Genomic DNA, 15628 nt, shown 5'->3' on the forward strand with positions numbered 1-15628 from the left:
TAAGACTTACCACACTACTTTATAGGTCTGGTTATCGTTCAACGCCTCATGCGGCTCTACGCCTGCTGGAATCACAACGGGTAGCACCACATAACCCAGTTTTTTACCCGGTGCATTACGCATCACACGGCCTACGGATTGCACCACGTCCACTTGTGAGTTACGGGGCGTCAAAAACAGAACGGCATCAAGCGCTGGCACGTCTACCCCTTCGGATAAACAACGCACGTTACTTAAAATGCGGCAGGTACTATCAGGCGTTTCAGCTTTTAACCAATTGAGTTTTTCTTCTTTTTGACTGGCGTTCATGCTGCCATCAATGTGCTCGGCTTCACAGTTAAGTCGTACGGCAGTCTCTGGGTCTAAACTCTCAAAGGCTTCTGCTTCTTGATACACTTCTACTACCTCTTGGAACATCGCAGCGATATTGACTGAGGCGACCTGATGTTTTCTGGCTCGTGCTGTAGGACGAATCACCTGACAAAAGGCCACTGCCCGTTTCATTGGTTCTGAATCGTACTCTAAGCGCTCATCCAAGTCCTGTTTAGCAAGCGCCTTCCAACACCCAACAATTTTGGCTGCATCATCTACCTTTAACTGATTGTTATCATCCGCCAATAGCTTCTGTAGGCGGCGGTTAACGTGCTCTTCCTCTACCGCTAAGACAATCACCTTGTAGTCCACCAGTAAGCCACGCTGAACGGCTTCTGAGAAGTTAATAACAAATAGTTCCTTGCCATAGTGCTCTTCATTATCCATCGAGTAAATCGCGGCATTGCTTTCTGCTGCGGTAGACTTTGCATCGGCACTATAGATGCGAGGGGTAGCCGTCATATACAAGCGTTTTTTGGCGCGTAAGAAGTCTGCATCATGCACTCTTACAAAAGCACTTTCATCTTCATCGGCGAAGCTCGCACCCGTAGTACGGTATGCTTCATCACAAATGACTAAATCAAAGTCTGCCAAATTAAACTGATGTTGGGCGTCACTAATGGTCGCAATGGAGTGATACGTACTAAACACGACACTCATGTGTTCCTCATCATGACGCTTCTGCATTTCTGTCGCTAAACGCTGTGCATTGGTTGTCGCTAGATAACTCAACTCGTGGGTAAGCATCTGCACGGCATCATCATTCCCACTACGCTTTTTACCCACATCACTATCGGAGCACACGGCGAAGCTATGCAAAGGCACTTCACTTTCTTGTGTCCACTCCGTTAGTGTTTGAGACAGTAACGAAAGACTAGGAACTAGAAATAAAACACGACCTCCTGCTCCTGCTAGCTGCTCGGCTATTTTTAAGCTAGTAAACGTTTTACCAGTTCCGCAAGCCATGATTAGCTTGTCTCGGTCTGCCTGCTTTAAGCCTTCTCTCACCGCTTCTAACGCGTTTTTCTGATGAGGTCGTAATTCTTTTTTAGGCTTGAAAACGGGAGCCTGACCAACTTGATATTGCGACCAGTCAATCTGGCTATTTTCTAAATCGTTAAGAGTTATTTTATTAATCGATAATTGCTGATCACGCAGCGCATCCTCAGCATGCTCAGTCCAATTATTAGTCGTGGTGATGATAATACGATGCGTAAAAGGACGTTGCCCTGATGCCGTAAAGAAACTATCTATATCACTACGCTTAACCTTATAGTCTTCCGCATAGAACTTACACTGGATCGCATGATAATCACCTGTATCCCATCGCTTAGCGACAAGGTCAATCCCTGTATCGCGTTGATCTATGCCCTGTAAAGCTGCCCACTCTGAGTACGTCCACACATCGCTGTACAAATCTTTATACCTTGCTTCATTGCGTAGATAGGTCAGTATTAGTTCCTCAAAATACGTTCCCTTTTCCCGTTCAGTCATTGCAGTCTGACGAAATGAGTTAAGCAAAGTATGCAATGGTGACATGAGTTCTAGTCCTTCAGGTAAGCGGCGTTCATAAATTGTGACGGATTATAGCTTATGTCTAATCAACCAAGGTTAACTCAAACCCTTGATGGATAAGGCTTAAAGCAAGCCCTATCCTTTCAAGGTCACACCCACCCTTTACTAATAGCTGATGGTCTTAATACAACCTAGGACACCCTAAGAGGCTGTTTCCAGGCCTGTATTGACTCTGTCTATACGAACGTAGGTTTTACCTGATTTATCTCTTCTTACGGACTCTCCGCGCCCTTCTTTAACCAAGTAGTCTAAAGCCGCTTTAAGGTTTGCTATACCTAGCTCATCACTGTAGTCAATTATTCCTAAAGCAAAGAGGTCATACTTATTCGCATTCATATTCGGACTGTAATAGTCTCCTGAGCCTCGTTTAATGACTTTAACCCAATGGTCTCCTATGGATTGAGCTAACAAGTAGTCATTCTTTCTTTTTTGTCCATCAAAGAAAAACACCACATGAAAATGCCAGAGCCTATCTGCTCCATACTCTAGTTTGACTTCATGAGAGATATAATGATTAAACAACCGATTACTGCGCTTGTTATTAAGCAACCGCCTAAACGCTTCATTCATATACTCGTGAGTATTGATGTCTGCACAGGCTTTCTTTAGGTAGAGGTCCATTTTTGCTGAAAACATCGACACAAGAATCCTGATGAAGCGAAAAAAAACCTAAAAAAACAGGATAATCACTCACTAAAAACCGATTTAATCTATTTCAAATATCAATACAAATCAAAAATTTAAGACCCTAAACACAACTAAACTTGCATACGAGGTCCTAAAAGTGCTGGGTGGGAAGGTCGACTCACTATCTAGCCGAATGGATCAGGCACATACCTTTGAGTCTTTAAGAAACATCTATAATGAAGAGCTGGAGGAGCTCCTCTTACAGGCTTTCACAGGGAATGAATATTTTGAGACAGACTCAACCAATACCTAGTGGCATACCAAATGGCATACCAAATGGCATACCGAAAGAAGCAGAAAACAAAAAAGCCCTTGAAATTCAAGGGCTTGATTGTGCTTTTTGGCGGAGATGGAGGGATTCGAACCCTCGATGCGGGTATAAGCCGCATGCTCCCTTAGCAGGGGAGTACCTTCAACCTCTCGGCCACATCTCCGTAAAGACATAACTATAGCATAGCTTATTATAAAAAAGCTAGCCCCAAAAAAGGTTTAGTTTGTCTCTTGATCAAGCTCAAAAACACGATGCAAAGTACGTACTGCCAACTCCATGTACTTGTCATCAATAATGACAGAGGTTTTGATTTCGCTAGTACTGATCATTTGAATATTAATGCCTTCTTCGGATAAGGCGCGGAACATTTTGCTTGCGACCCCAGCATGACTGCGCATACCAATTCCAACGATCGACACTTTACATACCTTGGAATCACCCACAATTTCACCAGCACCAATTTTTGGACCAATGTCTTTTTCTAGGATTTCTTGGGTGCGCTCGGCATCTGCACGGTTTACCGTAAAGGAAAAATCGGTGGTGCCTTGTACGGATAAGTTCTGCAAGATCATATCCACATCGATATTGGCTTCAGCAATTGGACCTAAAATTGAATAGGCAACGCCTGGGGTGTCTGGCACCGCACGTAAGGTGAATTTGGCCTCATCGCGGCTAAAAGCAATACCAGAAACAACAGCAGCTTCCATTTTTGTATCTTCCTCGAAGGTAATAAGCGTGCCCGAGGAGTCTTCCTCTTCGATGGGCATTTCAGGGTCAGTGAGAGATGAAAGAACGCGTACCGGCACGCGATATTTACCGGCAAATTCCACAGAGCGGATTTGTAAGATTTTAGAACCTAAGGAGGCCAGCTCTAGCATTTCCTCGAAGGAAATCACACGCATGCGACGGGCTTCGGGAACCACACGCGGATCGGTGGTATACACCCCATCCACATCGGTAAAAATCAAACACTCATCGGCTTTAAGGGCAGCGGCAATCGCTACCGCTGAGGTGTCAGAACCACCTCGACCTAAGGTTGTAATGTGCCCTTTCTCGTCAATCCCTTGAAAACCCGTCACAATGACAACTCGGCCCGCATCCAAATCAGCTTGTACGCGCGCGCCGTCAATATCCTTAATACGCGCCTTGCTATAAGAGGAATCGGTTTTCACAGGTACTTGCCAACCAGCATAACTGCGCGCAGGCACCCCGAGCTCGATCAGTGCCATGGCTAGCAGAGCACTGCTTGCTTGCTCGCCAGTAGCCGCTAGCATGTCTTGCTCGCGTAAATTAGGATGGGCGGAAATGTCTTTGGCTAAACCCAACAAGCGGTTAGTTTCACCGGACATAGCCGATGGAACGACCACGACTTGGTGTCCTGCTTTGTGCCATTTGGCGACTCGGCGCGCCACATTTTTGATTCGCTCCACTGAGCCCATCGATGTGCCGCCATACTTTTGAACGATCAAGGACATAATATTACAAACTTAAAAAAATGGCTCTCGCCACAAAAAAAGACTAATTAACTAAGAAGCGTGCTGCCCAGCTTGGTTGTCGATAAACACACGCCCTTTACGACAACACACCCACACCTGTCCATGTTTGACTCGCATGTGTCGGTCAAAACCTAATTGATGTAATTGACGTAACTGTTTGAGCATATCATTGAGACGGGCTTGAGATGGCATTTTTAAACCCTGTTGGCCCAGCCAGTAGCGCAGCACCAACGCTTGACGTGCCGGAGTCAACTCACGCCAACGGGCGAGACAAAAACTAAGGTCGGCAGCGAGGTCTAACTGTGCTAAATCCCCTGCTGCTACCTCGTCTAGGACTTGGGCAGTTTCTTGACTTTGTTGGGCGTGCCGGGCAAGTACCTGTTGCCAGCCACGCCAACGTTCATTTAAGTGCGGCACCAAGCGCTCACGCAATGCACCCCGTGTGTAGTCATCTTGTAAATTGGTTGGGTCCCACACAGGTTGCCAGCCGGTTTGGGCCGCAAATTGCTCTGCTACAGCCAGCAAGGCAGAGCGCGGCACCGATAACAAGGGACGTAAATACACCAGGCCATCGCGGTTAGTTTGAGCGCTCATAGCTGCCATACCGGTTAGACCGGCACCACGTAGTAAGCGCAGCAGTACGGTTTCGGCCTGATCATCTAAATGATGACCTAACCAAATATGGCTTACCCCTGTGAAGGCGGCCAGTTGATTGAACGCGTGGTAGCGGGCGGTACGCGCCGCGGACTCCATACCGTCACCTTGCGTAAGATCCACCTGCACACGTTGGGTATGACATGCGACCCCTAAACGCTGAGCAAGCGCATGTACCTGCTGCACCCAACCCTCAGCGCGCTGCTGTAACCCATGGTGCACATGAAAAAAATGCAGGGTGTGCCCCTGCAAACGTGCCCATAAGGTGGCGTGAAGCGCCAACATGGCAGAATCCACCCCTCCGCTACATGCTACAGCCACCTGCTGTGCCGGACCTGTTGGGCTGAGCTGCTGCATCGCCTTTAAAACAGGCGGATGCGCCAACTGCTGCAAAAGCTCGGTAGAGACGAGGTGGTAGGGGTCGCTGTTAGGCACGGGTTTCTTGATAGCGGCCGTAAGAAAGTAAACGCTCTAAGCGACGCTCACGAAGTTGCTCGGCATCAAAACCAGACACTTGGCGTAACGAGTCAGCCAACGCACGGCTTAGCTGACGTGCCATAAGGGTGGGATCGCGATGAGCGCCCCCAACTGGCTCGTTCACAATACGATCAATGAGCTCGAAGTCTTTAAGGCGATCGGCCGTAATGGCCAGGGCTTCGGCTGCCGTCGAGGCTTTGTCCGCACTGCGCCAAAGAATCGAAGCACACCCCTCGGGGGAAATCACAGCATAGGTGGCGTATTGCAACATTAACACGACATCACCCACCGCAATGGCAAGAGCCCCACCTGAGCCGCCCTCGCCAATAATCGTAGTGATGATAGGTACATTTAGCTCGGCCATAGCGTACAAGTTGTAGCCAATGGCTTCGGATTGGCCTCGTTCCTCGGCACCAATGCCAGGGTATGCGCCGGGGGTATCCACAAAGGTGAAAATGGGTAACTTGAACTTTTCAGCCAAACGCATTAAACGCAGCGCCTTGCGGTAGCCTTCGGGACGAGGCATGCCAAAGTTGCGCTTTGCTCGTTCTTTGGTATCGCGACCTTTTTGATGACCGATCACCATACATGGTGTGCCGTTAAAACGCGCAAACCCACCTACAATGGCTTTATCGTCCGCATACATGCGATCGCCATGTAGCTCGTGAAAATCCGTAAAGATTTCACGCACATAGTCTAAGGTATAAGGACGTTGGGGATGACGTGCCACTAAAGCGGTCTGCCATGGCGTTAGCTTCGCATAGATACTGCGTGCCAAAGCCTGACTTTTTTGCTGTAAACGAGTGACCTCTTCGGAGATATCTACAGCGGAATCCGCTTGTACAAATCGCAGTTCGTCAATTTTTTGTTCGAGTTCGGCAATAGGCTGCTCGAACTCTAAAAATGTATTTCGCATTGTAGTCTTTGTTTGTGTTAATAATGCACAGCCACGGCATTTAAACTACGCCATAGGTGCCATGTAGCTACCGTACACCAAGGTGCCCAGGCTTGTGCCACCTCACGTGCCTCGAATCGTGATACCGGCTCACCACTAAAATAATGTTTCGATATAGCTTTAAGTAAAGCCGCATCATCTAGAGGCAACACGTCGGCACGACGCAAATTAAAGATCAAAAACATTTCGGCCGTCCAGCGGCCTACCCCACGAATTTTGCATAGCGTTTGAATAACTTGCTCGTTATCTAAAGTAGCTAAATGGGCCATGTCGATATGGCCACTGACAAAATGCGTGGATACCTCAATAATATAGTCGGCTTTACGCTTAGGCAAACCAATTTGCCGTAAACAATCAGCCGAAAGTATAGCGATTTTTTCAGGATTTGGCTGATTTCCATGGATATCCGTAAAGCGCTGCCATTGCCGAAGGGCCGTTTGACGACTGGCTTGTTGGGCCATGATGGCACGCACTAAGGTAACAAATGGTGCCTCTACCTCGGTTAACCCTTGATCGCTATGTAAAGGAATTATTTTACGCAGAATCCGATCACTTTTCATCAGCTGTGTTTGTGCTGACCGCCAGTAGCTCGGTAAACCCAACCCACTCATGGCGTTAAGCGCGACGCCATTGCGTCAAACCACCCGCTTTGTCCTCGAGCTCAATGCCCTCTGTGCGCAAGTGAGCGCGGATTTCATCGGCTCGGGCAAAGTTTTTATTTACCTTGGCTTCATTACGCTCGAGCACTAACGCATCAATTTCCGTATCAGTCAGCGTGGAAGCCGCGGCTGATGCATCGCGTAAATAACGGGTTGAAGAGCGCAAATACACCTGAGGCTCATGCTGCAATAAACCTAAAACGCCGCCTAGCGCTTTTAATTCAGCACTGAGTTCTGCACATTTTTCTCTGTTGATCTGATTGGCTAGATCAAAGAGCACAGCGACGGCCCCCGCTGTATTGAAATCGTCATTCATTGCCTCGCGAAACTGTTGTGAAGCTTCGGAGTTCCAGTTAATACCGGCTTCGGCAACAGGCGGCACATTGGCAAGCGTCTGGTAGAGGCGATCTAAGGCCTGTTGCGCATCGTAAAGGTTGTCGGGGGCATAGTTTTGTGTGCTGCGATAGTGATTGCGCACAATAAAAAAGCGCAACATCTCGGCCTCGCGTGGGTTGCTCGTATAGTGAGCCTGGTCGTCAGAAGCCTGCACAGAAAGCGTTTCGCGTATAGTGAAAAAATTGCCTAGCGATTTGGACATTTTATCGGAGTCCACCATAAGCGGACCGCAATGCATCCATACATTGGCCATTTGGCCACCAAAAGCGCCCTCAGACTGAGCAATTTCATTTTCGTGATGAGGGAATTTTAAATCGGGCCCGCCCCCATGGATATCTAAAGGCATACCCAATAAAGCGTGACTCATGGCTGAACACTCGATGTGCCAACCTGGACGCCCCATACCATAGGCAGACTGCCACTTGGACTCGGCTGGCTCGCTGTCTTTAGCGGCTTTCCACAGTACGAAATCTAATGGATCCCGTTTACCATCGGCCACAGCAACGCGTTCGCCGGCACGTAAGTCGTCTAAGGACTTGCCTGAGAGCTTGCCATAACCGGGGAACTGCCGCACTGCATAATTTACGTCCCCATCAGAGCCCTGATAGGCTAGGCCCTTGTCTTCGAGTAGCTTGATAATGCCCAACATATCGCCCACATGCTGCGTAGCACGTGGCTCGAAATCAGGTGACTGCACATTGAGGGCTTTTTCATCAGCGTGCATGGCATTAATATAAAACTCCGTTACCTCGTGCATGCGCTGATTGCGCTCGACCGCACGACGAATAATTTTATCGTCGATATCCGTTATATTACGCACATAACTGACCTGATAGCCCATGGTACGTAACCAGCGCTGAATCACGTCAAAGCTAACCAGCATACGAGCATGACCTAGATGGCAGAAGTCGTATACGGTCATTCCGCATACATACATACGGACTTTACCCGGCTCGACTGGCTTAAAAATTTCTTTGGTACGTGACAGAGAACTATAAATACGCAACATAAAGGGTTATGGTCTATAAATAAAAGGCTAAAATAGGTGGCATTCAAGTATAGCAAGCCTACACAGCCACGTGTCGTCTTATATACTTTTACTTATGACTATTATTGATTCCAAGGGATTCACTCGTGCCTAAACGACTTCCTGTTTTTTACTCGTGGGTTGCTTACTTGGGTTGTATCGTATGGGCTGTAGCGCCCGCCCAAGCCCAAACCGAGTCACCTATTTTCCCCGAGGCCAACCCCGAGGTCCGAGGTTGGAAACCACTGGTGCGCGCTTTAGATGCCCTGACCCCTAATATCGACACGTCGTTAGCTTTAACCCCAAAAGAGATTACCGATCGCATCGCGCTGCTCTTAGATAACGGGCAAAATCAAGAGGCGCTGGATGCCATTGAAAAACGCTTAATACAACGTGAAAACCAAGCGGAAATTGGTGTTGATGTACAACTGCTATTTTTACAGGGCCGGGCTTACTCGCAATTAGGCCAGCATCCTCAGGCTATCGAATCTTACAAGCAGCTCACCGTGTTTTATCCCGAGCTGCCCGAACCATGGAATAACTTAGCCACTGAATACATGCGACTCGACCAATTGGATCTCGCTAAAGAAGCGCTTGATATGGCGCTGCTAGCCGACCCTAACTATGCACTGGCTTTGCAAAATCAAGGCGAGCTTCAACTGATGTTAGCGCATCGCTCATTTGAAAAAGCACAAAACACAGACCGTTCCAAAGACACGTATTATCTTTTGCCAACTAACTAAAGACGGGAATTTCTTTACAATGCTGCAATACTTCACTATAAATCATGTCTTGCGTTTACAACGTATGGCTATTTTTACGCTTGGGCTGGTACTAATGACCGTATTATCCACAGCACAAGCCACAACTACAACCACACCAAAAGGGACTACTATGAGCACAAACCCAAAGGTTTTACTTAAGACGAACAAAGGCGACATCACACTAGAGCTAGATGCTGAAAAAGCGCCTAAAACCACTGAAAACTTTCTAAATTATGTCAACAATGGATTTTATAATGGCACCATTTTCCACCGTGTCATTAATAATTTCATGGTCCAGGGCGGTGGTTTTGAAGTGGGCATGAAGCAAAAAGAAACACAAAACCCAATTGAAAATGAAGCCAACAATGGTCTCAAAAACGAGGTCTACACTGTTGCCATGGCACGCACCAACGATCCTCATTCAGCCACGGCTCAGTTCTTCATTAACGTTCAAAACAACGACTTTTTAAACCATACCAACCCTACCCCTAATGGTTGGGGCTATGCGGTATTTGGTAAAGTTGTTGATGGCACCGATGTCGTCGATACCATCAAAGGCGTTAAAACAGGCAGCAAAGGCTTCCACCAAGACGTACCCGTTGAAGATGTCATCATCGAAAGCGCAACCGTACTTGAGTAAACTGCAACTGCACGGCAACGTTTGGTTAGCCGCAGACATGCACTTGGGGCCCAACAGCCCCAAAACGGCTCAAGCGTTTTATGAGTTTCTTCATAAAGCGCGACGCGAAGCCAGTGCGCTTATCCTGTGTGGTGATATTTTTAACGCCTGGGTTGGCGCAGACCTTGCCATCGAGCCACCGTCTTGGTTGGCTCAGGCAATTCATCACTTTCGTCAGTTCAGTCAAGATACCCCTCTTTTTTTTATGCGTGGCAATCGAGACTTTTTGCTGGATGCTCGGTTTGCGCATTATGTAGGGGCACAGCTATTAAGTGATCAAATTATCCTTAAAACGGATATTCATCGCCTTATCCTCACGCACGGCGACGAACTCTGTACTGATGACCTCCGCTACCAGCGCTTTAGGCAACGGGTACGTAATAAACACCTACAGCATTGGTTTTTAAAATTACCCTTGCGGTGGCGCTTAGCCATTGCGGGTGGACTGCGCCAACGCAGTCACCAACAACAGCAGCAACTTGACTGGTCTATCAGTGACATTAATGAACAAAGCGCCATTGAGCTTTTAGAACAGCATGGCCAATGGTTATTGATTCATGGTCATACACACAGGCCTTCTTTTCACCGCTTGCATCGAAACGAAGACTCAGACCTGACTCGCATCGTTTTACCGGATTGGGAGTTTGATCACAGTACCCCCACCCGCGCTGGCTGGATTGTGCTCGAGCAAAGTGGCACAGTTGAAATGCATCGTCTGCACCACCCTACGCTGCGCTTAACGCTCAAGCCACCCCATTAATCCAATACCTCTGGTACCACAGTACGCTGAATCGTACCGTCTAACGACTCGTAACCAAAGTAATTAATCAACTCGTACAGGTCAGCACGCGTTTGCATGTTTTTGACTTGGCCTGCCGCGGTGCCTGTTTGTTTTAATTCCTCGTAAAACAACTGCATAGCTTTGGCGGCAATGCGCAAGCTGGAGACAGGCCAAATTGCCATGGCGTAACCCATTTGCTCGAATTGCTTGGCCGATGTTTGTGGTGTACGTCCAAATTCAGTCATATTGGCCAACAAAGGCACATCGATTGCCTGCGCAAATGCTTGGAACTGCGCAGCATCGGTTAATGCTTCGGGGAAGATTGCATCAGCCCCCGCTTCGACATATAAACGGGCACGCTCAATGGCCGCCTCAAGCCCTTCAGTCGCTACCGCGTCAGTACGCGCAATAATACGTAAATCGCGGCGGGCTCGTGCTGCTGCAGCAATTTTTAATGCCATTTCCTCGGCAGTAACCAGTTGCTTGCCGTTTAAATGACCACATTTTTTTGGAAGCACTTGATCCTCTAACTGAACGGCAGCCACGCCTACGTCTTCTAGTTCTCGTACCAGACGCATCACATTAAGTGCTTCGCCAAATCCCGTGTCACCATCTACTACTAGTGGCACACGCGCAGCACGTACAATGGCTCGGGCGCGATCCACTAACTCTTCCATCGTGATCAAGCCCAAATCGGGCAAGCCTAGCGAAGCCGTTAATGCCCCACCAGATAAATACAAAGCATCAAACCCCGCTTGACGTGCTAATAAGGCACCAATCGGGTCGTATGCGCCCGCAATCGATACAAACTCGTTATTTGCCCATTTTTTTGCAAGCTGCGCCCCTAAGCCCGTAGGACTAGGCTGCTCTAGCCAAACGGCTACACGTTCATTGTGATCCATTAAATTTCTCCTGTCAGTCGAGTAATCCATTCTCTTGATTACGTTTCTTTTGATTGAGTAGTTGCCCCTCTAGGGACAACCAACTGCATTGCAAGTGGCGTCTCATTAATAAACTAGCCAGCTCTGCGTCGCTTTCCTGGATGGCTTCAGCAATACGCTTATGTTCTTTTAAAGCGACCTGCCCGCGACCTTGTACATTTTTATGTTGACGACGTAACAGTACAAGTTGGGGATACAGTGTCTTAGTAAGGGCTTGGATAATGTATTCACTGCCACTCAAAAAGGCCACCAAACTATGAAAGTCACTATCGCGATTTTTTACTACATACGCGCCATCTGGACTGGCCGCTACCAAAGAGGTGTGATCTGCTAAAAGTAAGCGTAACTGTTGCGCTCCCTCTGCTTGAATACGTTGGGCGGCTAAATAGGCCGCTTCTGCCTCTAAAGCGGTTCGGTACTCGTACAACGCCTTAGCCTCTGTCAGACTAATCACTCGTACACTGGCACCGCGATTGGGAGCAAAACTCACTAAACCCAAGCTAGCTAAATGACGTAATGCCTCGCGAACTGGGCCTCGGCTCACTTTAAATGAGTCGGCCAATACCGTTTCCACTAGCTTAGTGCCTGACTCCATTTGTCCTGAAGTAATGCGCTCATAGAGATTGTTAACAATCTGCGCCGAAGAGCTGCCGTGTTCTGGCTCTAGAGAATCGTACTTTGTAAACAATTTAACCCCTTTTCTTGGACAAATTCTAGTTTATGGCTGAAATATATCATTATTGTTGACAAAATAACCATAGCTATGGGTAAACCCTTATTGCCGACATACTGCTTCTACCTATCAAATAGGAGCTTAAAATACCAGAATGTTAACAATCTGGCACAACAAGTCTTAGGAGTACATATGTCACTATCAAAAATTAAATCTTGGGCTGCGGGGCTTTTGTTAGGCGCCTCCTTAATGGGTGTCACAGCAACCACAGCTCAGGCTGCCGACAACTGGCCTAATAAACAGCTCACCTTTGTGATTGCTCTTGGCCCGGGTGGCTCGGCCGACCGTACCGCCCGTTTGGTCGCACAGCGTATGCAAGAAGAGCTAGGGGTACCTATTCGCGCCATTAACCAACAAGGTGGTGGCGGTCACGTAGGGCATACTTATTTTATGAATATGCCTAAAGACGGCAGTTTTTTCCTTTTTACCTCGATTCACCCCTACATCAGTAGCGCCATTTTAGGTAAAGACGCGTCGTATGAGTTAGATGATTTTGCTTTTATCAATGGCCAATGGACTGACTCCGATTTATTTGCATTAAATGCCAAACTTCCTTTCCAAACCTTGGACGAGTTCATGGCGGCTGTCGCCAAAGAGCCCGGTAAATACCGCGTAAGCGTGGTACCAGGGTCTACTGGCCACATTAACACCATCTTATTACTTGAAGCGTACGGTCTAAAGCCAGATGCAGTGAATATTGTGACGTATGAATCCGGTGGTGCAGCACGTACTGCTGCAGCGGGCGGTCAAGTTGATATGACCGTATTGGCTGCAGATGGCAGCATTTCCATTAAAGAGTTCATTCGCCCCTTGGCCGTAGCCTCCGAAGAGCGTCTAGAGGAATGGGACACTCCTACTTTGAACGAAGTGCTTATTGCCCGTGGTGCCGAACCAGTGACGCCCTTGGTAGGCTCCATGCGCGGTCTGGCTGCTCACGCCGAGTTTAAAGAAAAGTACCCAGAGCGCTTTGAAAAATTCGCGGCGGCTTATGAGAAAGTATTGAGCGATCCCGATTTCAAGAAACAACTTAAAGATCAAATGATCGGCTCAGATTGGCTAGGTCCAGACAAAACCACCGAGATCATTAAGCAAAACTACAAAATCCTAGAACGCTTCCAAGATCAAATTTAATTCGCTTCACACAGCAAGACGGTATGACCGTCTTGCACAGTTTAATTACTAGGAAATAACACGTCATGCGACGTCTATCTACCAGTCATCTTATTTTTTTAGTTTTAATTAGCGGCACCGCGCTGTATCTCAACTGGAGCGCAATCAATGCATCTCCTACGCTATTTAACCTAATTATTATGGTGCCTAGCGGCATTCTTATTTTGGCATTAGCGGCTTTTATTTTTATCAAAAGCTCCGATCAAACCACGGACGATGAAAATCAAAAAAAATCACAACACCGCGCTCTGGTAGGTGACTTGGCATTGTTAGGGTTATTTGCCGTTTTCTGCCTCAGCTTGACCACCATCGGTTTTGATGTGGCGACGTTTTTGTTTGTTTGGTTTGGCATTATGTTGGGCGGCGAGAAAAACTGGATCGTTCCCCCGCTCTTCTCAGCGGTATTTACCTTAGCGTTAATTAAAGGTTTTGGCGCTTTGTTTCCTTTTCCTATGCCTCTGTTGGTGTTCTAAATGATTGATACTTTCGCTTTTTCTCAAGCCATCAATCTTCTTTTTTCCGATTTGTCTCCTTGGTTATACGTCATTCCAGGGTTAATGATCGGTCTGATTTTTGGTGCAGTGCCAGGTTTGCAAATTTCCATGGCAATGGCAGTATTTTTGCCCATCACTTGGATGATGGATTTTTTACAAGCCATGCTGTTTTTAACGGCCATTTTTACCGGTGGGGCATATGGGGGTGGCGTAACCGCTATTCTCATGAACATACCAGGCTCTTCGTCTAGTGTGGCGACCGCCTTTGATGGGTATCCGATGGCCCAAAAAGGCAAACACAATGAAGCGCTAGGTCTAGGGCTAGGGGCTTCAGTGGTCGGTACATTTATTGGCTATCTTTTATTATTACTATTGATTCAACCCTTAGCGGGCATGGTGTTGCGCTTAGGGCCGCTAGAAATGGTAATGATTGTCCTTTGGGGTTTGGCCTTAATTGCTACGCTGAATGACAGCACCGTCGCCAAAGGCTTACTCGCTGGGGTGCTTGGCCTGCTCTTAAGCCAAGTGGGTATGTCGTCTACCGGGGTTATGCGCACCACTATTGGTAACCCTTATTTAATAGACGGGATAGCGGTAGTACCGGCCATGATTGGCTTATTTGCGGCATCAGAACTATTACGTATTCGCAGCAATGCCTTCCTAGTCCAAGAGGAAGCCTCACGCAAAATCTCCTTTAAGAAAATTCTTTCAGGCTTTTTCGAAGTATTCAAACACCCAAAAATTTTACTTAAAGGCAGTTTTATCGGCGCACTGATTGGCGCTGTACCCGGAGTGGGATCATCGGTGGCTAACTTGGTGGCCTATGGGGAAATCCGTCGTAATGCTAAAAACCAAGACGAGTTTGGTAAAGGTGCACCCGAAGGCCTAATTGCAGCCGAATCCTCAAACTCCAGCTCTGAGGGCGGCTCAATGACGGCACTCTTGGCTTTGGGTATCCCCGGCGGTGCGGCTACAGCGGTTTTATTAGCGGCTTTTTCTTTCCACAACTTGGTTGGGGGCCCGGCGTTTATCCGAGACCAACGCGACCTTGTGTACTCCATTATTATCGGTAACTTTGGTCAAGTTATTTTGCTGGCCTTTGTTGCGCTCATGATCCTACCGATTTTAGGTTTGGTAGTGCGTATTCCTCTTACCTACTTAGTGCCCTCGGTGCTTGCTTTATGCGCCTGGGGTGGGTTTGGTATTACGGGTACGGTAGCAGGCCCCATGACGGTAATGGTGTTTGCTGGTTTAGGTTGGTTAATGCGTCGTCATGCCTACCCCGTGGCTGCGACGGTCATTGGTTTGCTTTTAGGAAAAATGGCAGAGGGAGAAATGGTACGTACCTTGCAGATTTCAGCTGGAAACCCGCTGACCTATTTTGCAGAGCGGCCAATTGCGATTGTTTTACTCGTTCTGTTCATCTTATCTGCTATTGTTATGCCGATCCTACGCAAACAAAAAGAAAAGAAAACCCAAGCTCCCGTCTAAACGGTA

Annotated in this window: 15 protein-coding genes and 1 tRNA gene; 6 read left to right on the forward strand and 10 right to left on the reverse strand. The window is 47.7% G+C overall.

The genetic code is table 11. The annotated features are described in order from the left end of the window. Positions 1–6: 6 nt before the first annotated feature. From GGR41_RS13095 to cysS, 8 genes are all read right to left on the reverse strand, one after another. On the reverse strand, positions 7–1911 hold the full coding sequence (locus tag GGR41_RS13095; RefSeq protein ID WP_229711067.1) for a restriction endonuclease: 1905 nt from the start codon (positions 1909–1911) through the stop codon (positions 7–9). Positions 1912–2088: 177 nt separating this feature from the next. Further along, complete coding sequence (locus GGR41_RS04130; RefSeq protein WP_167660801.1) at positions 2089–2583, reverse strand: YagK/YfjJ domain-containing protein; 495 nt, start codon at positions 2581–2583, stop codon at positions 2089–2091. A 392-nt stretch (positions 2584–2975) separates the two neighbouring features. After that, positions 2976–3068: transfer RNA gene (locus tag GGR41_RS04135), tRNA-Ser, on the reverse strand. Between the two features lie 55 nt (positions 3069–3123). After that, a complete protein-coding gene (locus GGR41_RS04140; protein ID WP_167660802.1) occupies positions 3124–4380 on the reverse strand; it encodes an aspartate kinase in 1257 nt (418 codons plus the stop codon). A gap of 51 nt (positions 4381–4431) precedes the next feature. Next, entirely contained in the window at positions 4432–5490 is a 1059-nt protein-coding gene (tilS, locus tag GGR41_RS04145; protein WP_229711066.1) for a tRNA lysidine(34) synthetase TilS, read from the reverse strand. After that, positions 5483–6448, reverse strand: coding sequence for an acetyl-CoA carboxylase carboxyltransferase subunit alpha (locus GGR41_RS04150; protein WP_167660803.1), 966 nt, complete (start codon positions 6446–6448; stop codon positions 5483–5485). Before GGR41_RS04150 ends, tilS begins: the two co-directional genes overlap by 8 nt. A gap of 17 nt (positions 6449–6465) precedes the next feature. Beyond that, the gene (locus GGR41_RS04155; RefSeq protein WP_167660804.1) at positions 6466–7098 is read right to left on the reverse strand and encodes a DNA-3-methyladenine glycosylase family protein; all 633 of its coding nucleotides are present in this window, start codon (positions 7096–7098) and stop codon (positions 6466–6468) included. Between the two features lie 4 nt (positions 7099–7102). Next, positions 7103–8551, reverse strand: coding sequence for a cysteine--tRNA ligase (cysS, locus tag GGR41_RS04160; protein ID WP_167660805.1), 1449 nt, complete (start codon positions 8549–8551; stop codon positions 7103–7105). A 125-nt stretch (positions 8552–8676) separates the two neighbouring features. Here cysS and GGR41_RS04165 point away from each other — a divergent pair, with 125 nt between their 5' ends. The 3 genes from GGR41_RS04165 (at position 8677) to GGR41_RS04175 (ending at position 10772) form a co-directional block, all read left to right on the forward strand. Continuing rightward, on the forward strand, positions 8677–9312 hold the full coding sequence (locus GGR41_RS04165) for a tetratricopeptide repeat protein (RefSeq protein ID WP_167660806.1): 636 nt from the start codon (positions 8677–8679) through the stop codon (positions 9310–9312). Positions 9313–9463: 151 nt separating this feature from the next. After that, the gene (locus GGR41_RS04170) at positions 9464–9973 is read left to right on the forward strand and encodes a peptidylprolyl isomerase (RefSeq protein WP_077735039.1); all 510 of its coding nucleotides are present in this window, start codon (positions 9464–9466) and stop codon (positions 9971–9973) included. Further along, positions 9966–10772 (forward strand): UDP-2,3-diacylglucosamine diphosphatase, encoded by an 807-nt coding sequence (locus GGR41_RS04175; protein WP_167660807.1) that lies wholly within the window; start codon positions 9966–9968, stop codon positions 10770–10772. Before GGR41_RS04170 ends, GGR41_RS04175 begins: the two co-directional genes overlap by 8 nt. Here the strand turns inward: GGR41_RS04175 and prpB are convergent. Then, complete coding sequence (gene prpB, locus GGR41_RS04180; protein WP_167660808.1) at positions 10769–11695, reverse strand: methylisocitrate lyase; 927 nt, start codon at positions 11693–11695, stop codon at positions 10769–10771. The genes GGR41_RS04175 and prpB overlap by 4 nt on opposite strands. A gap of 13 nt (positions 11696–11708) precedes the next feature. Next, on the reverse strand, positions 11709–12422 hold the full coding sequence (locus GGR41_RS04185; RefSeq protein ID WP_209279747.1) for a GntR family transcriptional regulator: 714 nt from the start codon (positions 12420–12422) through the stop codon (positions 11709–11711). A 177-nt stretch (positions 12423–12599) separates the two neighbouring features. Here GGR41_RS04185 and GGR41_RS04190 point away from each other — a divergent pair, with 177 nt between their 5' ends. The 3 genes from GGR41_RS04190 to GGR41_RS04200 all read left to right on the forward strand — a co-directional run bounded on the left by GGR41_RS04190 (position 12600) and on the right by GGR41_RS04200 (position 15622). Beyond that, entirely contained in the window at positions 12600–13598 is a 999-nt protein-coding gene (locus tag GGR41_RS04190; RefSeq protein ID WP_167660809.1) for a Bug family tripartite tricarboxylate transporter substrate binding protein, read from the forward strand. Positions 13599–13663: 65 nt separating this feature from the next. After that, positions 13664–14110 (forward strand): tripartite tricarboxylate transporter TctB family protein, encoded by a 447-nt coding sequence (locus GGR41_RS04195; protein ID WP_167660810.1) that lies wholly within the window; start codon positions 13664–13666, stop codon positions 14108–14110. Beyond that, entirely contained in the window at positions 14111–15622 is a 1512-nt protein-coding gene (locus GGR41_RS04200; protein ID WP_167660811.1) for a tripartite tricarboxylate transporter permease, read from the forward strand. Positions 15623–15628: the final 6 nt, after the last annotated feature.

The organism is Paenalcaligenes hominis, assembly GCF_011927625.1.
Classification (GTDB): domain Bacteria; phylum Pseudomonadota; class Gammaproteobacteria; order Burkholderiales; family Burkholderiaceae_B; genus Paenalcaligenes; species Paenalcaligenes hominis.

Coding starts and splice junctions, on each gene's coding strand:
- GGR41_RS13095 (WP_229711067.1), bottom strand. CDS start 1,911: ATGTCACCATTGCATACTTTGCTTAACTCATTTCGTCAGACTGCAATG.
- GGR41_RS04130 (WP_167660801.1), bottom strand. CDS start 2,583: ATGTTTTCAGCAAAAATGGACCTCTACCTAAAGAAAGCCTGTGCAGAC.
- GGR41_RS04140 (WP_167660802.1), bottom strand. CDS start 4,380: ATGTCCTTGATCGTTCAAAAGTATGGCGGCACATCGATGGGCTCAGTG.
- GGR41_RS04150 (WP_167660803.1), bottom strand. CDS start 6,448: ATGCGAAATACATTTTTAGAGTTCGAGCAGCCTATTGCCGAACTCGAA.
- GGR41_RS04155 (WP_167660804.1), bottom strand. CDS start 7,098: ATGAGTGGGTTGGGTTTACCGAGCTACTGGCGGTCAGCACAAACACAG.
- cysS (WP_167660805.1), bottom strand. CDS start 8,551: ATGTTGCGTATTTATAGTTCTCTGTCACGTACCAAAGAAATTTTTAAG.
- GGR41_RS04170 (WP_077735039.1), top strand. CDS start 9,464: ATGAGCACAAACCCAAAGGTTTTACTTAAGACGAACAAAGGCGACATC.
- prpB (WP_167660808.1), bottom strand. CDS start 11,695: ATGGATCACAATGAACGTGTAGCCGTTTGGCTAGAGCAGCCTAGTCCT.
- GGR41_RS04190 (WP_167660809.1), top strand. CDS start 12,600: ATGTCACTATCAAAAATTAAATCTTGGGCTGCGGGGCTTTTGTTAGGC.
- GGR41_RS04195 (WP_167660810.1), top strand. CDS start 13,664: ATGCGACGTCTATCTACCAGTCATCTTATTTTTTTAGTTTTAATTAGC.
- GGR41_RS04200 (WP_167660811.1), top strand. CDS start 14,111: ATGATTGATACTTTCGCTTTTTCTCAAGCCATCAATCTTCTTTTTTCC.